Annotated in this window: 20 protein-coding genes; 12 read left to right on the forward strand and 8 right to left on the reverse strand. The window is 39.6% G+C overall.

Going from position 1 to position 17024, the window contains the following annotated elements; genetic code table 11:
* Positions 1-19 precede the first annotated feature (19 nt).
* The 6 genes from FL972_RS10475 to FL972_RS10500 all read left to right on the forward strand — a co-directional run bounded on the left by FL972_RS10475 (position 20) and on the right by FL972_RS10500 (position 5540).
* Complete coding sequence (locus tag FL972_RS10475; protein WP_144605343.1) at positions 20-541, forward strand: hypothetical protein; 522 nt, start codon at positions 20-22, stop codon at positions 539-541.
* Positions 542-646: 105 nt separating this feature from the next.
* Positions 647-1360, forward strand: coding sequence for an esterase family protein (locus tag FL972_RS10480; RefSeq protein WP_144605344.1), 714 nt, complete (start codon positions 647-649; stop codon positions 1358-1360).
* 19 nt (positions 1361-1379) lie between these two features.
* A complete protein-coding gene (locus FL972_RS10485; protein WP_144605345.1) occupies positions 1380-2336 on the forward strand; it encodes an ATP-grasp domain-containing protein in 957 nt (318 codons plus the stop codon).
* A gap of 18 nt (positions 2337-2354) precedes the next feature.
* Positions 2355-3473 (forward strand): carboxylate-amine ligase, encoded by a 1119-nt coding sequence (locus FL972_RS10490; protein WP_222116024.1) that lies wholly within the window; start codon positions 2355-2357, stop codon positions 3471-3473.
* A gap of 41 nt (positions 3474-3514) precedes the next feature.
* Positions 3515-4345, forward strand: coding sequence for a type 1 glutamine amidotransferase (locus FL972_RS10495; protein WP_317129941.1), 831 nt, complete (start codon positions 3515-3517; stop codon positions 4343-4345).
* Between the two features lie 4 nt (positions 4346-4349).
* Positions 4350-5540, forward strand: coding sequence for a hypothetical protein (locus FL972_RS10500; protein WP_144605346.1), 1191 nt, complete (start codon positions 4350-4352; stop codon positions 5538-5540).
* Positions 5541-5640: 100 nt separating this feature from the next.
* Here the strand turns inward: FL972_RS10500 and pyrE are convergent, their stop codons facing one another.
* On the reverse strand, positions 5641-6285 hold the full coding sequence (pyrE, locus tag FL972_RS10505) for an orotate phosphoribosyltransferase (RefSeq protein ID WP_144605347.1): 645 nt from the start codon (positions 6283-6285) through the stop codon (positions 5641-5643).
* 96 nt (positions 6286-6381) lie between these two features.
* Between pyrE and FL972_RS10510 the strand changes: the two genes are divergently transcribed.
* A complete protein-coding gene (locus tag FL972_RS10510) occupies positions 6382-7059 on the forward strand; it encodes an NUDIX hydrolase (protein ID WP_144605348.1) in 678 nt (225 codons plus the stop codon).
* Here FL972_RS10510 and coaD read toward each other — a convergent pair.
* From coaD to FL972_RS10530, 4 genes are read right to left on the reverse strand one after another with little or no spacing between them, the layout of a single operon-like run.
* A complete protein-coding gene (gene coaD, locus FL972_RS10515; protein ID WP_091655194.1) occupies positions 7056-7511 on the reverse strand; it encodes a pantetheine-phosphate adenylyltransferase in 456 nt (151 codons plus the stop codon). The genes FL972_RS10510 and coaD overlap by 4 nt on opposite strands.
* A gap of 2 nt (positions 7512-7513) precedes the next feature.
* Positions 7514-8332 (reverse strand): DUF3822 family protein, encoded by an 819-nt coding sequence (locus FL972_RS10520; RefSeq protein ID WP_186300103.1) that lies wholly within the window; start codon positions 8330-8332, stop codon positions 7514-7516.
* Positions 8333-8345: 13 nt separating this feature from the next.
* On the reverse strand, positions 8346-8927 hold the full coding sequence (locus FL972_RS10525; protein WP_144605350.1) for a hypothetical protein: 582 nt from the start codon (positions 8925-8927) through the stop codon (positions 8346-8348).
* A gap of 49 nt (positions 8928-8976) precedes the next feature.
* The gene (locus FL972_RS10530; RefSeq protein WP_144605351.1) at positions 8977-9486 is read right to left on the reverse strand and encodes an NUDIX domain-containing protein; all 510 of its coding nucleotides are present in this window, start codon (positions 9484-9486) and stop codon (positions 8977-8979) included.
* A gap of 14 nt (positions 9487-9500) precedes the next feature.
* Here FL972_RS10530 and FL972_RS10535 point away from each other — a divergent pair, with 14 nt between their 5' ends.
* The 5 genes from FL972_RS10535 to FL972_RS10555 all read left to right on the forward strand — a co-directional run bounded on the left by FL972_RS10535 (position 9501) and on the right by FL972_RS10555 (position 14667).
* Complete coding sequence (locus FL972_RS10535; RefSeq protein WP_144605352.1) at positions 9501-10940, forward strand: ATP-dependent DNA helicase; 1440 nt, start codon at positions 9501-9503, stop codon at positions 10938-10940.
* Between the two features lie 124 nt (positions 10941-11064).
* Positions 11065-11460 (forward strand): DUF1573 domain-containing protein, encoded by a 396-nt coding sequence (locus FL972_RS10540; RefSeq protein WP_091655199.1) that lies wholly within the window; start codon positions 11065-11067, stop codon positions 11458-11460.
* A gap of 71 nt (positions 11461-11531) precedes the next feature.
* Positions 11532-12281, forward strand: a complete 750-nt coding sequence (locus FL972_RS10545) for a TerC family protein (RefSeq protein WP_144605353.1) — start codon at positions 11532-11534, stop codon at positions 12279-12281.
* A 46-nt stretch (positions 12282-12327) separates the two neighbouring features.
* The gene (locus FL972_RS10550) at positions 12328-14073 is read left to right on the forward strand and encodes an ABC transporter ATP-binding protein (protein ID WP_144605354.1); all 1746 of its coding nucleotides are present in this window, start codon (positions 12328-12330) and stop codon (positions 14071-14073) included.
* A gap of 81 nt (positions 14074-14154) precedes the next feature.
* Positions 14155-14667 (forward strand): UpxY family transcription antiterminator, encoded by a 513-nt coding sequence (locus tag FL972_RS10555; RefSeq protein ID WP_144605355.1) that lies wholly within the window; start codon positions 14155-14157, stop codon positions 14665-14667.
* A gap of 33 nt (positions 14668-14700) precedes the next feature.
* On the opposite strand, the gene FL972_RS10560 is transcribed toward FL972_RS10555, so the two are convergent.
* From FL972_RS10560 to xseA, 3 genes are all read right to left on the reverse strand, one after another.
* The gene (locus FL972_RS10560) at positions 14701-15399 is read right to left on the reverse strand and encodes a hypothetical protein (RefSeq protein WP_144605356.1); all 699 of its coding nucleotides are present in this window, start codon (positions 15397-15399) and stop codon (positions 14701-14703) included.
* Positions 15400-15524: 125 nt separating this feature from the next.
* Positions 15525-15713, reverse strand: a complete 189-nt coding sequence (gene xseB, locus FL972_RS10565; RefSeq protein ID WP_144605357.1) for an exodeoxyribonuclease VII small subunit — start codon at positions 15711-15713, stop codon at positions 15525-15527.
* Positions 15710-17023 carry an exodeoxyribonuclease VII large subunit gene (xseA, locus tag FL972_RS10570; RefSeq protein WP_144605358.1) on the reverse strand — a complete coding sequence of 438 codons (1314 nt, stop codon included), beginning with the start codon at positions 17021-17023 and terminating at the stop codon, positions 15710-15712. The genes xseB and xseA overlap by 4 nt, the downstream gene beginning before the upstream one ends.
* Position 17024: the final 1 nt, after the last annotated feature.

Below are 17024 nucleotides of genomic sequence, written 5' to 3' on the forward strand. Positions count from 1 at the left end.
AACTTTTAAACTACTTTTTATGACTAAGTTATTGGATTTTGTAGGCAAGAAAAACCACTTAATAGTTTTGTTTGCCTTGGTAATTCTCTTCAACGTTCTCCTGTCTTTCTTCATGCCAAAAGATCAGGCTCTTGACTTAAAGTTCGCTTATACCTTTGGAGAGGCCTATCAATCGATTGAAACCATGGATCTGGAGACCAGGCAAATTTACCGTCTGGGAGTTTGGACGTTGGATTTTCCTTACATGATTTTGTATTCTCTTGCATTCTATGGTCTGCTGTATAAAATCTGGGGAAATAGAGGATTCATCAAGCTTCCTTTCTTGATTGCATTAATGGATTTGGGAGAAAACCTTTTGGTAATAAAGATTTTAAATTCTTTTCCTGATGTGAATAAAAGTATGGCGATTTTGGCCTCTGTTTTTACGACTTCGAAATGGATTTTAGTGGGTGTACTGATGCTTTTTATCTTGGGAGGCCTTTTTAAAATTCTACATTCTAAAGCCCTTTCCAAAGAGGAGAGGGAGGAAGTCAAGGCATAATTCATTCTTTCTATACTCTTTCTCTGAGGTTCTTTGCTTTTGGGGAAATTTTTGAATAGTTTTTACCAATAGACCTGTCAACTCATCAGGTCTATTTGATTATTTATGAAAGAAGAATATGTAAAGTGGTATTCGCCAAACCTTCACAGGGATGTGCAAATGCTGGTTTTTGGTCATGCAGGATATCCTGTTGTTGTTTTTCCAACTTCCAAAGGCTCGTTTCATGAGAATAAGGACATGGGTTTGATCGGCTCAGCTCATTGGTATTTGGAGCAGGGTTTGATTCAGATTTACTGTCCTGAGAGCAATGATGCTCAGTCTTTTTATAATAAGAGTATACACCCTCACGATAGGATTCAGAATCATGTAGCTTATGATAAAATGATCTGCCATGAAATCGTGGAAAGGATCAGACTGAATACCTCAGTAGCAAAAGTGGTAATGGCTGGATGTAGTTTTGGCGGGTATCATGCTGCCAATTTCGCTTTTCGGCATCCCGGCTATGTGAGCCATATGTTCAGTATGTCTGGGGCATTCAATATCCGGGATTTTATGGACGGATATCATCATGACGACATTTATTACAATAGTCCTCTAGAATACCTACCCGGCTTGATGGATGGGGAGCTCTGGAATATGGATATAGTTTTAGGTACTTCCAATTGGGATATCTGCTTTGATGCTAATCTCAAGCTTAATGAATGCCTGAAAAATAAGAATTTGAATCATTGGCTGGATGTGAGACAAGAGCGTCATCACGACTGGCCTTTGTGGAAAGAAATGTTTCCCCATTATCTCAGTAGAATAAAATTTAATTAACCCTTTGGTATAAATAGCAATGAAAAAAATCGGAATACTTTTCGGAATGGAAGATACTTTTCCTCATGCTTTTGTGGAGAGAGTCAATCAAAAGGCAGAAAAAGGCATAGTCGCTGAAGCTGTAAAAATTGATAAGGTAGTACAAAATCAACTAACTGATTACGCTGTCATTATAGATAGAATATCTCAGGACGTACCCTTTTACAGAGCCTATTTAAAAAATGCTGCTTTGACTGGCACCGCAGTGATCAATAATCCTTTTTGGTGGAGTGCAGACGATAAATTCTTTAATAATTGCCTAGCGGATCAGTTGGGAGTGCCATTGCCGAAAACTGTTTTATTACCGTCAGCTGAACACCCAACAGACACTACCAGTAAGTCATTTAGAAATCTGGCAGCTCCTTTGGACTGGGATTCCATGTTCAATTACATAGGTTTTCCGGCTTACATGAAACCTTACGCAGGTGGAGGCTGGAAAAATGTTTATAGATTGGAAAGTAAAGAAGAGTTTTTTCAAAAGCATCCTGAGACGGGGCAATTGGTGATGTTGCTGCAGGAAGAAATTGTGTTTGATGAATACTTCAGAGTCTATTGTTTGGGAGGAAGGGCTGTTCGAATCATGCAGTATGAACCCCGAAATCCTCATCATCTTCGCTATGTTATTGACGGACCTCCTGCCTCCAAAAAGCTTTTGGCTAAAGTCAAGGAATACACCCTAGCTCTTTGTAAAGGATTGGGATACGATTTTAATACCGTGGAATTTGCTGTTCGGGACGGAATCCCTTATGCCATTGATTTCGGTAACCCTGCGCCGGATGCAGATATCAATTCAGTCGGTCAGGAAAACTTTGACTGGGTAGTAGAAGAGGCTGCGAAAATGGCGATCAGCTACGCCAAAGCCCAAAAGCCCGGGAAGATGAATCTTACTTGGGGAACTTTCATGAGAAACTCTGTAGAAGCAGCCAAACGCTTCTAAAACTCAAACCAAAAGCCTATGTGCGCTTCAATCAAAAAGCTTCCCCCTTTTACCTTGGGCGTGGAAGAAGAGTATCAAATCATAGATCCCAAAACTAGAGATCTCAGATCCCATATGTCCAAAATCGTGGATGGTGGGAAAATAGTACTCCGTGAACAGGTCAAGGCAGAAATGCATCAATCTGTAGTAGAAGTCGGAACCAATATCTGTAAAAACGTCGGTGAAGCAAGAAAAGAAGTTTCTTTTTTAAGAAATAAAATCTCTGAACTGGCTGCCAAACAGGATCTGGTTGTAGGTGCAGCAAGTACTCATCCATTTGCCAAGTGGCAAGACCAAGAGATCACTGATGATCCACGCTATCACAACATTGTCAACGAGCTGAAAGATATCGCAAGATCTAATTTGATTTTTGGGCTTCATGTGCATGTAGGAATTGAAAGCCGGGATGTAGCTCTTCAGTTAATGAATCAGGCCTGCTATTTCTTGCCCCATATTTATGCGCTGACCACTAATTCTCCCTTTTGGGAAGGGAGGAATACCGGGTTTAAAGCTTTTAGGGCAAAAATTTTCGCCAAATTTCCCAGAACAGGCCTGCCAGAATACTTTGACTCGGTGCAGTCTTACGATAACTTTCTGGAAATACTTGTTAAAACCAATTGCATAGATAATCCCAAGAAAATCTGGTGGGATTTGCGTATGCATCCATTTTTCAGCACAATAGAGTTTCGTATTTGTGATATGTGCTTGACAGTAGATGAGACGATTTGCATAGTAGCATTGATCCAAGCGGTAGTGGCTAAGCTTTACAAGCTTTTGATGAGTAACACCAGCTTTAATATTTACCGAATTGCACTGATTAGGGAAAATAAATTCAGGGCTGCCCGAAATGGAATAGAGGGACAGTTGATTGATTTTGGAAAGAAGACCGAGGTTCCAACCACCGAATTGATCATGGAATTGCTTGATTTTATTGATGATGTGGTGGACGAGTTGGGAAGCAGAAACGAAATAGAATATGTGCATACCATTTTGAAAAATGGAACAGGAGCTGATCAGCAATTGGCAGTTTTTGAAAAGACCAATGATTTAAAGCAAGTAGTCGATTATATCACGGGCAAGTTTAATCAAGGGATCTAATCATTTGCGTACCTTTGTAGCTGGAATTTAAATGAAAAAAGGTGGGTAAGCGAAAGTTGCAATTGGCTATTTTGGATATGTATGATGGGGAACCCAATCAGGGAATGCGCTGTATCCGAGAAATCGTGGAGCGCTTTTCTAAGGAAGTTACCTATAAGATATTCGATGTAAGAGGAAAGGCTGAGATTCCTGAAATCAGGGATTTCGACCTTTTTATTTCCACGGGAGGTCCAGGGAATCCACTGGAAGGAAATGGCTATTGGGACTTGAAATACTATGATTTTTTGGACCAGGTTTGGATTTGGAATCAAAACCATAGTAAAAAGAAATACCTACTCTTGATTTGCCACTCTTTCCAGATGGCTTGCAAGCACTTTGGTTTGGGTGAAATCACGAAGAGAAAGTCTACCTCTTTTGGTGTAATGACTATTCATAAAACTGCCGATGGGATCAAAGATCCATTGTTCCAGAATCTTCCCAATCCTTTTTGGGCTGTGGATAGCCGGGATTTTCAGGTTGTTCAGCCGAAAATGAGAAAACTCAAACTTTTGGGTTCTCAAGTGATCGCTTTGGAGAAAATCCGAAATCACGTCGAATATGAGCGGGCTTTGATGGCTATTCGATTTTCTGAGGAAATTGTGGGAACTCAATTTCACCCGGAAGCAGATCCAGTTTCCTTTTTAAACCATCTAAAAAAACCGGATGTAAGGGAGAAAATTATTGCATTAAAGGGTAAGGGTAAGTTTAGAAGCATGTTGGAGGATTTGGTTGACGAAGAGAAGATCTACAAAACCAATGAAACATTGATCCCGAATTTCCTAGCTAATTCAATTCGAAAATTGACCAATCGCTCCGTGGAAGTGATGATATAATTCTATGATAGAAAAATTCAGGCGTTTATTTAATCAGCATTTTTCAGAGAAATCTTACGCTGAATTTTTAAATTCCATTGACAGGGATTTTGATCATAGACCGACTTTTAGAATCGCGGAAACCCCTTTTTTTATTCCTAAAGAATTTCAACAGCAACTCATAGAGGCGAGTCAGGAGGTTATCCAATTCATCAAAAGACCGGATTTCAAGCAATTGACCCAAAAAGCGATTGACCTGAATGTCTCAGTACCGAATGAGGATGCACATACCCAGTTTTTGGCTATTGACTTTGGGGTCTGCATGGAGGATGGAAAATTGACCCCCAAGTTGATCGAAGTACAGGGCTTTCCTTCGGTATTCAACTTTCAATACAATCTCAATCAGAAATTTCAGGAGGAATACCCATTCCTTTCCGAATTGACACCCTATTTCCCCGGAGTAGATTCTGAGAAGTATTTAGAAATTCTCAAAAAAGTGGTCCTCGGGGTACATAAGCCGGAAGAGGTAATTTTATTGGAAATCGAGCCTGAAAAGCAGAATACGAAAATTGATTTTTATTACTGCAAAAAGGATTTGGAAGTGCCTTTTGTTTGCGTTACTCAAATTAGAAAAGAGGGAAAGAAATTATTTTATACAGACGAAAAGGGGAAAGAAATTCAGATAAAGAGGATCTACAATCGGGTAATCTTTGATGAACTCAATGCCAGACCTGATTTAAAGATGCAATTCAGCTTTGAAGAGGAATTGGACGTGGAGTGGGCAGGACACCCTAATTGGTATACTAGAATTTCAAAATTTATTTTGCCTTATCTGAGAGGTCCATATTTTATTGAGACCACTTTACTAAGTGAGTTGAAGGAAATTCCTGAGGATTTGGAAAATTACGTATTAAAGCCTCTTTTTTCTTTTTCTGGTGCCGGAGTAATATTCAATGTAAGTAAGGAGGATATTGAAAAAGTGAAGCAGAAGGATTTGTATATTCTTCAAAAGAAAGTTCAATATGAACCCGTAATTCAATCTCCAACAGGAGGAGTAAAAGTAGAAGTAAGAGTTTTAGCTCTTTGGCCCGAGAACGATGTATCTCCAACCTTAGTTGGTAATTTATCCCGATTGAGTAGAGGGGAGATGATTGGCGTAAAGTTCAATAAAGACAAGGATTGGGTTGGAGGCTCTATTGGGCTTTTTGAAAAGTGATATGAAAGCAGATAAAAATTGAAAAGCCAAAGTCTGAAAGAGCTTTGGCTTTTGTATTTAGATGGTTTTTAGCTTTCAATTAAATATCCCAGATCGTCTATTATGGGGTCCAATTAGCAGGATCTTTCCTCCAGGTTTCCAGGGATTTTAAAACCTCATCACTGATATACTTCTTTTCTACGGCTCTAGGCAACATGGCTTCATAATTAGACAATACCACCAATTTGATCCCTGCTTCCTCGAAATTATCATCTGCAACAGAGAATCCATAGCTAAAAATCGCTACCATTCCCATTACTTCAAATCCGGCATTTTTCAAATCCTGTACCGCTTTCAAGGAACTTCCCCCTGTAGATACCAAATCCTCAACGACCACCACTTTTTGTCCCGGTCTGACTTTTCCCTCTATCATGTTTTCCATTCCATGTCCTTTGGGTTTGGAACGCACATAGATAAATGGAAGCTTCAGATCATTGGCAATCAATGCTCCTTGTGGAATACCTGCTGTAGCAACTCCCGCAATAGCTTCTGCTTCCGGATAAAAATGTTGGATACTTTTCACTAGGTTTTCCTTTATTAAATCTCTGACAGCAGGAAAAGAAAGTGAAAGTCTATTGTCACAATAGATGGGGGATTTCCAGCCTGAGGCCCAGGTAAAGGGCTTTTCAGGTTGAAGTCGGATAGCTTGGATTTGCAAGAGTTGGTCTGCTACTTCAGCAGCAATTGAAGAGTCTAAAATTTCCATGCTTCAAAAATAAGTGAATATGATGGTTTCGGGTTGTGGTAAGTGATTTTTTTATGCATTTTTGGCGCTTACCCAATCAACAGTACTGATTCTTCCATGAGAATTTTTGTAAATGATAAACCAATGGATTTGATCGGTTTCGAAGATCTAAATCCAAAAAAGAAGTTTGATGCAATTTTTTCGGATTCTGAAGAACTTCCGCCTGCAAGTCAGTGGCAGGAAGACATCCTTTTTCAGGAGCCCTCACATGATTTGATTATCAAAATCCTTTATCAACTTCGTACCCGTAAACTCAAAGATCTGGACTCTGTCACTTTAGTAAGCCGGAATAAGGATGAATTGAAAAAATTTGTCAAAAGCAGATTTTCCATCATCAAAGCAGCAGGGGGTATAGTGACCAAAAAGAATCAGATTTTACTCATTTTTAGACTAGGTAAATGGGATTTCCCAAAGGGGAAATTTGAAAAGGGCGAAACCCCTAAAGAATGTGCTGTCAGAGAGGTGGAAGAGGAATGCGCCATTCATGTTAAGGCTGGAAAACCCATTTGTAATACTTGGCATACCTATACTCAAAACCGAAAGAGTATTTTAAAGAAAACCTATTGGTTTGCGATGGAGTGCGTATCTGATGCTGAGATGAAGCCTCAAAAAGAAGAGGGGATTGATGACATTCGCTGGTTTCCAGAAGCAGAGACAAAAATAGCTTTAATTAATTCATACCCTTCAATGAGATGGCTTTTTAAGCATTTTCTCAAAGAGCACTTTAAGCATTAAATAGAGTAGGGTAGAAACTCGCTCACATCGCCACCATATCTATGTACCTCACGAATGACAGTAGAGGAGATTGCTGCGAATTGAGGAGTGGTGATTAAAAAAACGGTTTCCAGATCTTCGTTGAGGTAGCGATTCATCTGAGAAATGGTATTTTCATATTCAAAGTCTGTAGTATTTCTCAGACCTCTGATCAAAAAGTTTGCTCCGTGTTTTTTGGCTAAAGTGGAGGTCAGTTCATTGTAAACAATCACCTTCACATTAGGCATATCTACATAAACAGATTCAATTTTTTCCACCATCAGATCAATATCGAAGTATCGATTTTTTTTGGTTGAATTGTAACCGATCCCGATAATAACCTCATCAAAAATGTCCAGGCTACGGATGACAATGTCATGATGCCCTTTGGTGTAAGGATCAAAAGAACCAGGGAAGATTGCTACTTTGCTCATAATTAAAGGTATTGCCAAGAGACCTCAAATAGCCCCAGATCTTTTAAATGTTTGAATCCATGGGAATAATTTTGGTTTGCATGAGGAACCAGAATTCTGAAGTTTTGAAAATATTGTTTCCCCCAGTTTTCGGTGATTTCGCTTTTTGCCGGTATTCCGAAAACACTGATTCTCACGTGATTTCTATCGTAATGTAGCTGCTCTATCAGGATTAGAACATATTTTAAAATATCATCCTTAGACTGAATCTCAAACAAGTTGAATGTACTGAGCTCTTGATCCGTAAAGGCCGCCACATACATTTGCTTCCCAAATACATTGACGAGTATTTCCTGCCCGATCAAATTGAATCTTTCCTTGAAAAGGTAAGATAGAAATGAACAGGATCCATGATAGAAACTGAGATCTGAAAATCTAGCTTCCAGATGCTTCTTCATTTTTTCATCTACATAGGAAAGCACTTGCAAATTATTGCTGTCCAATGGAGTGTTGAAGTAAAAGGCATGATCCGTAACTTCCTTGGAAAAACTTAAGAATTGAGCTTCATTTCCTGATGAGTACAACACTCCTGGAACCAAGCTGAATCCTGGGTGGTGAATGAATAATCGGGCCGGCACATCCAATCGTAGCAATGGATCAGTTAGGATTAATTGATCCAGGCTTTTTAGATTCAACTTAGGATAATAATGAATTCCCGTGTTGGATTGATTTTGATCTTTTGCGAAGATGACCAAAAAGTCGGGGTATAAAAAAAGTGATAAGCTTGCTGTATCCTCTACATCAAACTTATCACTTTTGAATACTTTGAGAGTATTTTCCAAAATTAGGAGGGGATTATTTCCAGTTACCTTCAGTAGAAGCGTCAGTTCTGGATCCTACTCTTAATGCTTTTTCGTTGTTGTTTAATCTTCTCTCAGGATTAATTGGAGCAGGGTCTCTAATTTCAAATACGTTGATTTGGTAGTTGTTTCTTTCGATTTTATCTGCAAAGAACTCGAACATTTTGCCTCCAGATCCTGGTACTACAGCCAAAGCCTCTAGGTTGAAGTCAGGATATTTTCTTTCGTTGAACAAAGAGTCCATCACATTTACCGAACCTAAGGTATCGAAAGTCACAGTAGTTTCTTCCTTACCATAATCCAATAACTTGGTAGTTTCAGTTCTTTGTACCAACCAGATCTCACCGTTTTGGATGAAGTTTTTCAAATCATTCCAGTTGTCAGCATACTTACCGTTAGATGCTTGGTAAGCCAACTGTGCATCGCGAAGCATCTGTAGTTTTTCGATGATTGCACTTTCGATAAGAGCAACTCTTTTCTCTTCTTCTACGACATTATCTACCCCTTTATAAAGGAGATAGCCAAGAGCAATTGCTACTGCGAAGAAAACAAAGGATAATACTTTGGTTAAATTCATTTTGTTGAAATTTTAAAATCTGGGTAAGGTTGAAGGTTTTTAAAACGTGCTATTTTAGATAATTATTTTCAAAATTAAAATATCCTTTCCACAATCCTAAGTCCTTTAGGGAATTAATTCCCCAAAAGATTTGATGAACTGACTCTGGAGGCAATGAATGGAGCTCTGAAATAGACATCCATGCAATTTCGGTAATTATTTGGTGATTATCCTCTAATTCTGGGTCTTTTCCCAATTTTACTTGCCCTGAGCCCGATTTTACCTCGAAAAACAGCTCAATTGCATGTAAAGGTGGGCGTAAAAACTCGTGAACGAAAAGAAAATCCCCAATTTCTACTGTCAAGCCGGTCTCTTCTGCGAATTCGCGCCTCAGATTATTTTTAGCATCGGAACCGTAATTCATACCACCTCCCGGAACTGACCAAAATATTCTGTCGTCTCCCATCAAATGACGAATCATTAAGATTTTTTCATCTTGAATAAAAATCCCGTTTACTCTAGTCCGGAGTTGATTACCAAATTTTGATGTGATTTCCTTACCGATTTTGTCTTGCTTCATGTACTTTCGCCAATATGGGTAAAGATAGTCAAGCTGCTTGGAAGGCCTCAGAATTGATCCGGAAAAATTTCCCCTTTGATCCCACTTCCGGTCAATCTTCTTTTTTCCAAAAAATGGATGCCTTTCTTTCCTTGGAACCAGGAGAAAAGCCTTGTTTTGTTTTGAGAGGATATGCCGGAACCGGAAAAACTTCGGTGATTTCTGCTTTGGTTCAAAGCCTTCCCAAACTAAAAATGAGATCTCTTTTATTGGCACCTACCGGAAGAGCTGCCAAAGTAATGAGTAATTATAGTGGAAGGGCTGCCTATACCATTCATAAGATTATCTATAAGCCAAAAGGTGAAATGGGGGCTCTATCCAATGGCTTTGTTCTACAAAAAAATTATTACAAAGACACTGTATTTATCGTAGATGAATCTTCCATGCTGGCAGATGACGGAGGAATGTCGGGAAATTTGCTGGGAGATTTGATCCGCTTTGTTTTTAGTGAAGAAAGTAACCGATTGATATTGGTGGGAGATACAGCCCAACTTCCTCCTGTGGGCTCAGAATACAGTCCTGCATTGGATTCTAATTACCTCACTCGCTATTTCCGATTGCAAACAGATCAGATTGAATTGACCGAGGTTATGCGCCAAAGGTTGGAGTCAGGTATACTATTTAATGCCACCCAATTGAGAGATCAGGTTTTGAAAGAAAAGCCTGCTGTTCAGATCATGACTTCTCAATTCCGTGATATTTTCAAGATGACCGGGGAGAAATTGGAGGATGGATTACGCTATGCTTATGACAAGTACGGGACTGAAAACACGGTAATCATCACTCGGTCGAACAAGAATGCAGTCCAATACAATTTGTACATACGAAAGGTCATTCACTTTTTTGAAGATGAGATCAGCTCGGGTGATTTACTGATGATCGTGAAAAACAATTACACCTATATGGCTGATTCGGATAGGGTCAACTTTTTAGCAAATGGGGATATGGCGGAAATCATGAAGATCCGCTCCTTTGAGGAGCTTTATGGCTTACGCTTTGCGACTTTGGAATTACGTCTTCTGGATTATCCAGAAGAACCACACTTTGAGGCAAAAGTCATTTTAGACACGCTTTATTCACCCAGCCCCTCATTGACAAGGGAGCAATATAAAAGTTTGTATGAGCAGGTTTCTGAGGACTATGCAGATATAGCGAATAAAACTGAGCGAATGGAGATGATCCGAAAAGATCCCTACTTGAATGCATTACAAGTTAAGTTCGCATATGCTTTGACTTGTCATAAGGCACAAGGAGGGCAATGGAAGGCAGTTTTTGTAGATCAGGGCTATTTGCCTGATGATACTGTGGATAAAGACTTTATCCGATGGTTATATACTGCAGTCACTAGATCCTCTGAGGAGTTATATTTAGTGAATTTTTCCCAGGGCTTCTTTGTTAAGAATTCAGGTATTTAGAAAACTTAACATTCCCTTTCCATGAATTTTGGCAAGGTATTTTCGGATATTTGATGAAAGCTTTAGAAATTTAGCCTTAAAGAGTAATTAGAATTAAAATTTGAACTCAATAATTAACATAATCATGAAAAAATTAGGATTGATCTTGACCCTCTTTGCAATGGTTTTTGCTTTCCAGGCGAATGCTCAAAGCGAATCTGGCGCAGTAATTACCTTCAAAGAAAAATCAGTGGATTTCGGTGATATCACCCAAGGTGACAAGGTTTCCCATACTTTCGAGCTGACGAATACTGGTACTACTCCATTGATTATTTCCAATGTAGCGGCCACTTGTGGTTGTACTGTTCCTTCTTGGCCTAAAGACCCGATTGCTCCAGGCGCGAAAGCAAAAATCGAAGTATCCTTCAACTCAGCTGGAAAAATGGGTAAGCAAAACTCAGTAGTAAGAATTTATTCAAATGCTTCTGAGCCAATCGAAAAAGTATCTTTGATTTCTAACGTTTTGCCTAAAACGAAATAATAATTTTGTAATTGATGGAAAGCCTGTCTTAACTTTGGACAGGCTTTTTTGTGCCCAAAAATTACCCCACTATGGAAATATTCATGCAGTCCGAAACCTGGATCGCACTTCTCACTTTGACATTTCTGGAAATAGTATTAGGTGTAGACAACATCATATTTATTTCCATTGTATCCAATAAGCTACCGGAAGCTCAGCAGCCCAAAGCGCGAAATTTAGGATTGACTCTGGCTTTAGTTTTTAGGATAGGCCTATTATTAGGGATTTCTTATATAGTACGATTCACCCAGCCTCTATTGACGGTTTTTGAATACGATTTCAGTGGAAGAGATTTGATTCTGTTGTTTGGAGGTTTATTCCTCCTTTTTAAATCTACTATGGAAATTCACCATAAGATGGAAGGTGATCCTCAAGAAATAAAAGCCAACACTGCGAAGAGTTTTGGGTCAGTCATCGCCCAAATAGTATTCTTGGATATCATTTTTTCTTTTGACAGTATTCTGACAGCAGTCGGTTTGGTGGATCATGTGATCATCATGATTATTGCAGTTGTAATCTCTTTGGGAATTATGATGGCATTTGCCGGAAAAATCAGTCGCTTTATCAATCAACATCCGACATTGCAGATTTTGGCTCTGTCCTTTCTGATATTAATTGGCTTTATGCTATTCTTGGAAGGCTTTCACCAAGAAGTTCCAAAGGGATACATCTATTTCGCAGTATTCTTTTCCTTGAGTGTGGAGCTGTTGAATATTCGTGTGAGAAAGAAATCAACCGATCCAGTAGAATTGAAACCAAGACTAAAAGAAGAAGAAAATTGATTTGGAACCCCGGAAGTGATTTCGGGGTTTTCTTTTTTTTACACCCATGCAACAGAAATCAGAAAGAAAAGTAACCATTGGTCAGGTTTTTACCACCATCATCTGGCCCCGCAGAAAACACCTCTTTTTAGGTCTTTTTCTCATCATCATCAGTAGGCTATCAGGCTTGGTCCTTCCCGGTGCCAGTAAATATTTGGTGGATGATGTCATTCCTTCCAATGATTTGAACTTGCTCAAATGGCTGATTATTGCGGTGGTAGTTGCCATTGTAATTCAATCGGTGACATCTTATGCCTTGACTCAGATTTTATCTGTGGAGGCACAAAACCTCATTGCGAAGCTCCGGTCTAAAGTTCAAAGTCATATCATCAAATTGCCCATTCGCTTTTTTGACAATGCAAAGACCGGAGAACTTGTATCCCGAATCATGTCTGATGTGGAAGGAGTAAGAAATCTTGTGGGAACCGGTTTTGCTCAAATGATAGGAGGAGTGATTACATCCGCCATTTCGCTGGTTTTATTAATAAGTATTAGTCCCTTGATGACTTTGTATGTCTTGGTTCCGGTAGCAATATTCGGTTTGGTTTCCTTAAAAGCATTTGGACGGATTAGACCGATTTTTAGAGAAAGAGGCAAAATCAATGCCCAGGTTACAGGCAGGCTGACGGAAACTCTAGGAGGAATCCGGGTGATCAAAGGTTTCAATGCTGAAGCCCAAGAAATTAAAACTTTTCAACAAGGCGTAGATGAATTATTCCAAAATGTGAAAGCGAGTTTGACAGCAACTTCCTTTGTAACTTCTTCAGGCACTTTATTATTAGGGTTAGCTTCTGCTGGCATTATGGGTATTGGGGGTTGGATGATCATGGAAGGGGAAATCACATTCGGTGATTTCTTGGCTTTTACGCTCTATCTAGGTTTCATGATCGCACCTATTGTACAAATGTCAAATATAGGTTCCCAACTTACTGAGGCCTTCGCAGGCCTTGATAGGACAGAGGAAATTATGAATACCCCTTTGGAATCTGACGATAAAGAAAGAACTATTGAACTTGAAAGTATTCAAGGGGATATTCGTTTTGAAGACGTTTCCTTTGCCTATGAATCAGGAAAAGATGTAATCAAGAATATCAATTTTCACGCACCGGCTGGAACAGTCACAGCATTGGTTGGTTCTTCTGGTTCGGGCAAAACCACCATAGCGGGGCTTGCGGCCACATTTTTAAATCCGGATTCTGGAAATATCTACTTAGATAATCAAGACTTGCAAAAAGTAAGTTTGGAGTCCTTTAGGTCCAAACTGGGCGTAGTTTTACAGGATGATTTTCTTTTTGAGGGAACCATTCGGGAAAACATTCTTTTCCCGAGACCTGATGCTACTGAAGAGCAATTACAGCAAGCAGTTCATGCCGCCTATGTACAGGAGTTTTCGGATCGTTTCGAAGACGGGTTGGATACCTTGATAGGGGAGCGGGGTGTGAAGCTTTCAGGTGGGCAGAGGCAAAGAATAGCCATTGCCAGAGCGATTTTGGCAGATCCTAAAATTTTGATTTTGGATGAGGCCACTTCAAATCTGGATACTGAGTCAGAAACTTTAATACAGGCTTCTTTGAAAGAACTAATGAAGGGGAGAACCACCTTTGTAATCGCACATAGATTGAGTACTATTCGACAAGCTGACCAAATATTGGTGATAGAGCATGGGGAAATAGCAGAGAGAGGAAAGCATGAAGACCTAATAAGCAAAGAGGGACGCTATTATCAATTGTATACCTATCAGGCAAGAATCTAAATTTGGATTTGAAAACTCAGGTTTATTCATGGGGAAAAGATAGGATTTTGTAGATTTGATGTCCCAAAACAAAATTTAGAGATGAGTGATTTGAAATGGTATGTGATGTATACGGCTTCACGTTCCGAAAAAAAGGTGGCCACAAGATTAAGAGAAAAGGGTTGGGAAGTTTATTTGCCCTTGGTCACTGAGTTAAGACAGTGGTCTGACAGAAAAAAGAAAGTAGAAAAGGCCCTATTTAACGGGTATGTTTTCGTAAAAACCCAGAGAAACCAACTTTGGGAATGTCTTCAAGTACCGGGAGCAGTTAAGTTTGTTCATTTTTCCGGACAGCATGCCACAGTGAGGGAGGAGGACTTGGATATCATCAAAAGAGTTGTAGAAACCGGAGTGGCTGTCGAGACGGATGGTTCGGAAATTGAACCGGGAGAAAAAGTTCAAGTGATTGGAGGAGCACTACAAAATATGATAGGGGAGTGCGTGGAGAAAGGAAATAAAGATTATTTCATGATTAGGATTCCGGGAATTTATCAGAATATGCTTATATCTGTCCCAAGAAAATTTTTGCAAGTCATACCTGAGAAAGTAGAATAAGAAAAGGCTGGAAGATCCGGCCTTTTTTAGTCTTTATTTTTTAGGAAGAAAATAGCGTCTGAATACGATTTGAGCCTGAAACAGATGATCTGCAAATCGGTTGAATCCGACGTTTCCATCTAAGTTGTCTGTGAAGGTCAATAGCATAGTGCCCTCTCCGGCTATATCGGAATAAGGACCAACCCTATAACTTAACCCTGCTCTTACGGGCACGTACGCCGTGGTCAAGCTTTCATTGGTAGGTCGCTCGTCTGGGCTGTAAGATTTTGTTTGTTTGGTTGATACAGCCATTACACCTATGCCAGCCCCTCCATAGATATTAAACCTGCTCCTATGCATATGATTGCTAAAAGGGATTAGGTTAATACTTGGCATGACATCCAGATAGAATGTTGAACCTTTAGCCGTAAAAGAAGCTTCATTTTGTCTCCAAATTTCCTGAATTGTCAAATTGGCATTGCCGCTACTGGCAATTGATTGGTATCCCACTGTATACCGAAGGTCAAAAACCTGAGATAGCTTTTTGGTCCAGGCTACTGAAAGAGAAGGCAAAATCTCAAAGCCTATGGTCCGGTAAGGTCCTCCATTATCAATATAAGAAAACGATGGACCAGCACCCACAGTCAAGATGTTGTTTCTGGAAATCCTTTCTTTATAAAAGTTCTGGCTGAAAGAATTTGAAGATATCACCAAAAATAAAAGTGCCAGAAATAGTTGAAATACTTTTTTCATCACGTCTCAAAGAGCTTAAAGCTCAATTAATTCTTTTGCAAATTTGGCAACAAAAATGCCAAGTACCTGAAAGATGGCTTATTAAAAACTCGAATATCTGAAAATTATTGTTCCAGATGCCAAAATCAGGCTTCTTCAAAGGCCTTTTGAATCTCCTCCTCGGTAGTTTTTAGCTTCTTTTTACAAAAGCTGACCAATTCTGTCGCCTCTTTCACCAATTCGGAAAGTTCATCTACACTCTTTTTGCCTTCTTCCAATTGTGCCAATATGACCTCTATGCGCTCTAATGCCTGCTGATAGTTTAAATCCTTCATAGTTCTTTGATATCAGTGATTGTACTTTTTATTTTTTGCTGGTTGTTTACTGTAAGAATCTCCATACCTTTTTCAATGTCCTTCACCAAATGAATAGGAATCCCGTCCAATTCTGTTCGAGTGTAACCTCTTTCCAAAATTGCTTTGGGATCTAAGCTTTTCAGGCTTTTTTCAAGATGTTCTAATTTTTGACCATTAGACAAGATCTGCTGGGAGGCTGCCTTTTTTAAAGCCTGATGGAGTTGCTCCAGACGAAATGACTGTGTATTGAGATTTGTAGACAAATTTGCTTTGATCCTGTCTTTTTTGGCATTTAGCCTTTCTTTCTCCAAGGTCAGCCTATTCTGAACTGCAGTTTTCAGCCTTAAATTCTGTTGATGCAGTAAGTTGTCCGCGAGCTTGATATTTTGCCTAGTCAGTCTATCTAATCTTGTGAGGGCTATTCCTAAATTTTCCTCAAAAATTCTGAATCCTGAAAGCAGAAATTCAGCTACTGCTGTTGGAGTTTTTAATTTGGTATGGGCGACCAAATCTGCAACTGTTTCATCCCTTTCATGTCCAATGCCAGTAAAGACAGGCAAAGAGGAGTTGGCTATTTTGGCCGCTAGTCTATAGTCATCAAAGCAATCTAAATCCAACTGTGCACCACCACCTCTGATGATAATCACAGCTTCCAATCCTAACCTTTCTTTCAAATTCTCAACTTTTTCCAAAGCATTGATTAAGCTGGAAACGGCCTCGTTCCCTTGCATCATGGAAGGTATCAGCGTATGGTAAATTTTATACCCCTGAGGATTATGCTCCAGTTGATTGATAAAATCCCCATATCCAGCAGCAGTAGGGCTGCTGACAATGCCTATTTTTTGAATGACTTGAGGGAAAACTCGGGAAGCATTTAGTCTGAGCAGCCCTTCTTTGGTTAAGCGATCGATGGTTTCCTGACGGATTCTAGCTCTTTCACCCAAGGAGAAAGAAGCATCAATATCTTTTACATTCAGGCTTAATCCATAGACTGGGTGAAAGGTGATTTGGACCTGAGCCAGGACCTTCATCCCATTTTTGATTCCTGTTCCGGTCAAACTTTCAAAACGGGAAGCTATGCTACGGTAAGTAAACTGCCAGCAATTGCAACGGATTTTGGCCAGAACTTGGTTGCCCTGTTTTTCGGCTAATTCAAAGTACGCATGTCCCTGAGGAGCCTGTCGGAAATCAGCGATTTCACCGATCACCCAATAGGTGGGATCCAGCTGGTTTTCCAGCGTAGATTTGATCAATTCTCCCAGCTCCTGAATGGATAGCGCTTGCTGCATT

The organism is Algoriphagus algorifonticola, from assembly GCF_007655305.1.
In the GTDB taxonomy this organism is placed as follows: domain Bacteria; phylum Bacteroidota; class Bacteroidia; order Cytophagales; family Cyclobacteriaceae; genus Algoriphagus; species Algoriphagus algorifonticola.

Coding starts and splice junctions, on each gene's coding strand:
- xseA (WP_144605358.1), bottom strand. CDS start 17,023: ATGCAGCAAGCGCTATCCATTCAGGAGCTGGGAGAATTGATCAAATCT.
- FL972_RS10545 (WP_144605353.1), top strand. CDS start 11,532: ATGGAAATATTCATGCAGTCCGAAACCTGGATCGCACTTCTCACTTTG.
- FL972_RS10480 (WP_144605344.1), top strand. CDS start 647: ATGAAAGAAGAATATGTAAAGTGGTATTCGCCAAACCTTCACAGGGAT.
- xseB (WP_144605357.1), bottom strand. CDS start 15,713: ATGAAGGATTTAAACTATCAGCAGGCATTAGAGCGCATAGAGGTCATA.
- FL972_RS10535 (WP_144605352.1), top strand. CDS start 9,501: ATGGGTAAAGATAGTCAAGCTGCTTGGAAGGCCTCAGAATTGATCCGG.
- FL972_RS10510 (WP_144605348.1), top strand. CDS start 6,382: ATGAGAATTTTTGTAAATGATAAACCAATGGATTTGATCGGTTTCGAA.
- FL972_RS10540 (WP_091655199.1), top strand. CDS start 11,065: ATGAAAAAATTAGGATTGATCTTGACCCTCTTTGCAATGGTTTTTGCT.
- FL972_RS10490 (WP_222116024.1), top strand. CDS start 2,355: ATGTGCGCTTCAATCAAAAAGCTTCCCCCTTTTACCTTGGGCGTGGAA.
- FL972_RS10475 (WP_144605343.1), top strand. CDS start 20: ATGACTAAGTTATTGGATTTTGTAGGCAAGAAAAACCACTTAATAGTT.
- FL972_RS10555 (WP_144605355.1), top strand. CDS start 14,155: ATGAGTGATTTGAAATGGTATGTGATGTATACGGCTTCACGTTCCGAA.
- FL972_RS10530 (WP_144605351.1), bottom strand. CDS start 9,486: ATGAAGCAAGACAAAATCGGTAAGGAAATCACATCAAAATTTGGTAAT.
- FL972_RS10485 (WP_144605345.1), top strand. CDS start 1,380: ATGAAAAAAATCGGAATACTTTTCGGAATGGAAGATACTTTTCCTCAT.
- FL972_RS10525 (WP_144605350.1), bottom strand. CDS start 8,927: ATGAATTTAACCAAAGTATTATCCTTTGTTTTCTTCGCAGTAGCAATT.
- coaD (WP_091655194.1), bottom strand. CDS start 7,511: ATGAGCAAAGTAGCAATCTTCCCTGGTTCTTTTGATCCTTACACCAAA.
- FL972_RS10500 (WP_144605346.1), top strand. CDS start 4,350: ATGATAGAAAAATTCAGGCGTTTATTTAATCAGCATTTTTCAGAGAAA.
- pyrE (WP_144605347.1), bottom strand. CDS start 6,285: ATGGAAATTTTAGACTCTTCAATTGCTGCTGAAGTAGCAGACCAACTC.
- FL972_RS10560 (WP_144605356.1), bottom strand. CDS start 15,399: ATGAAAAAAGTATTTCAACTATTTCTGGCACTTTTATTTTTGGTGATA.
- FL972_RS10550 (WP_144605354.1), top strand. CDS start 12,328: ATGCAACAGAAATCAGAAAGAAAAGTAACCATTGGTCAGGTTTTTACC.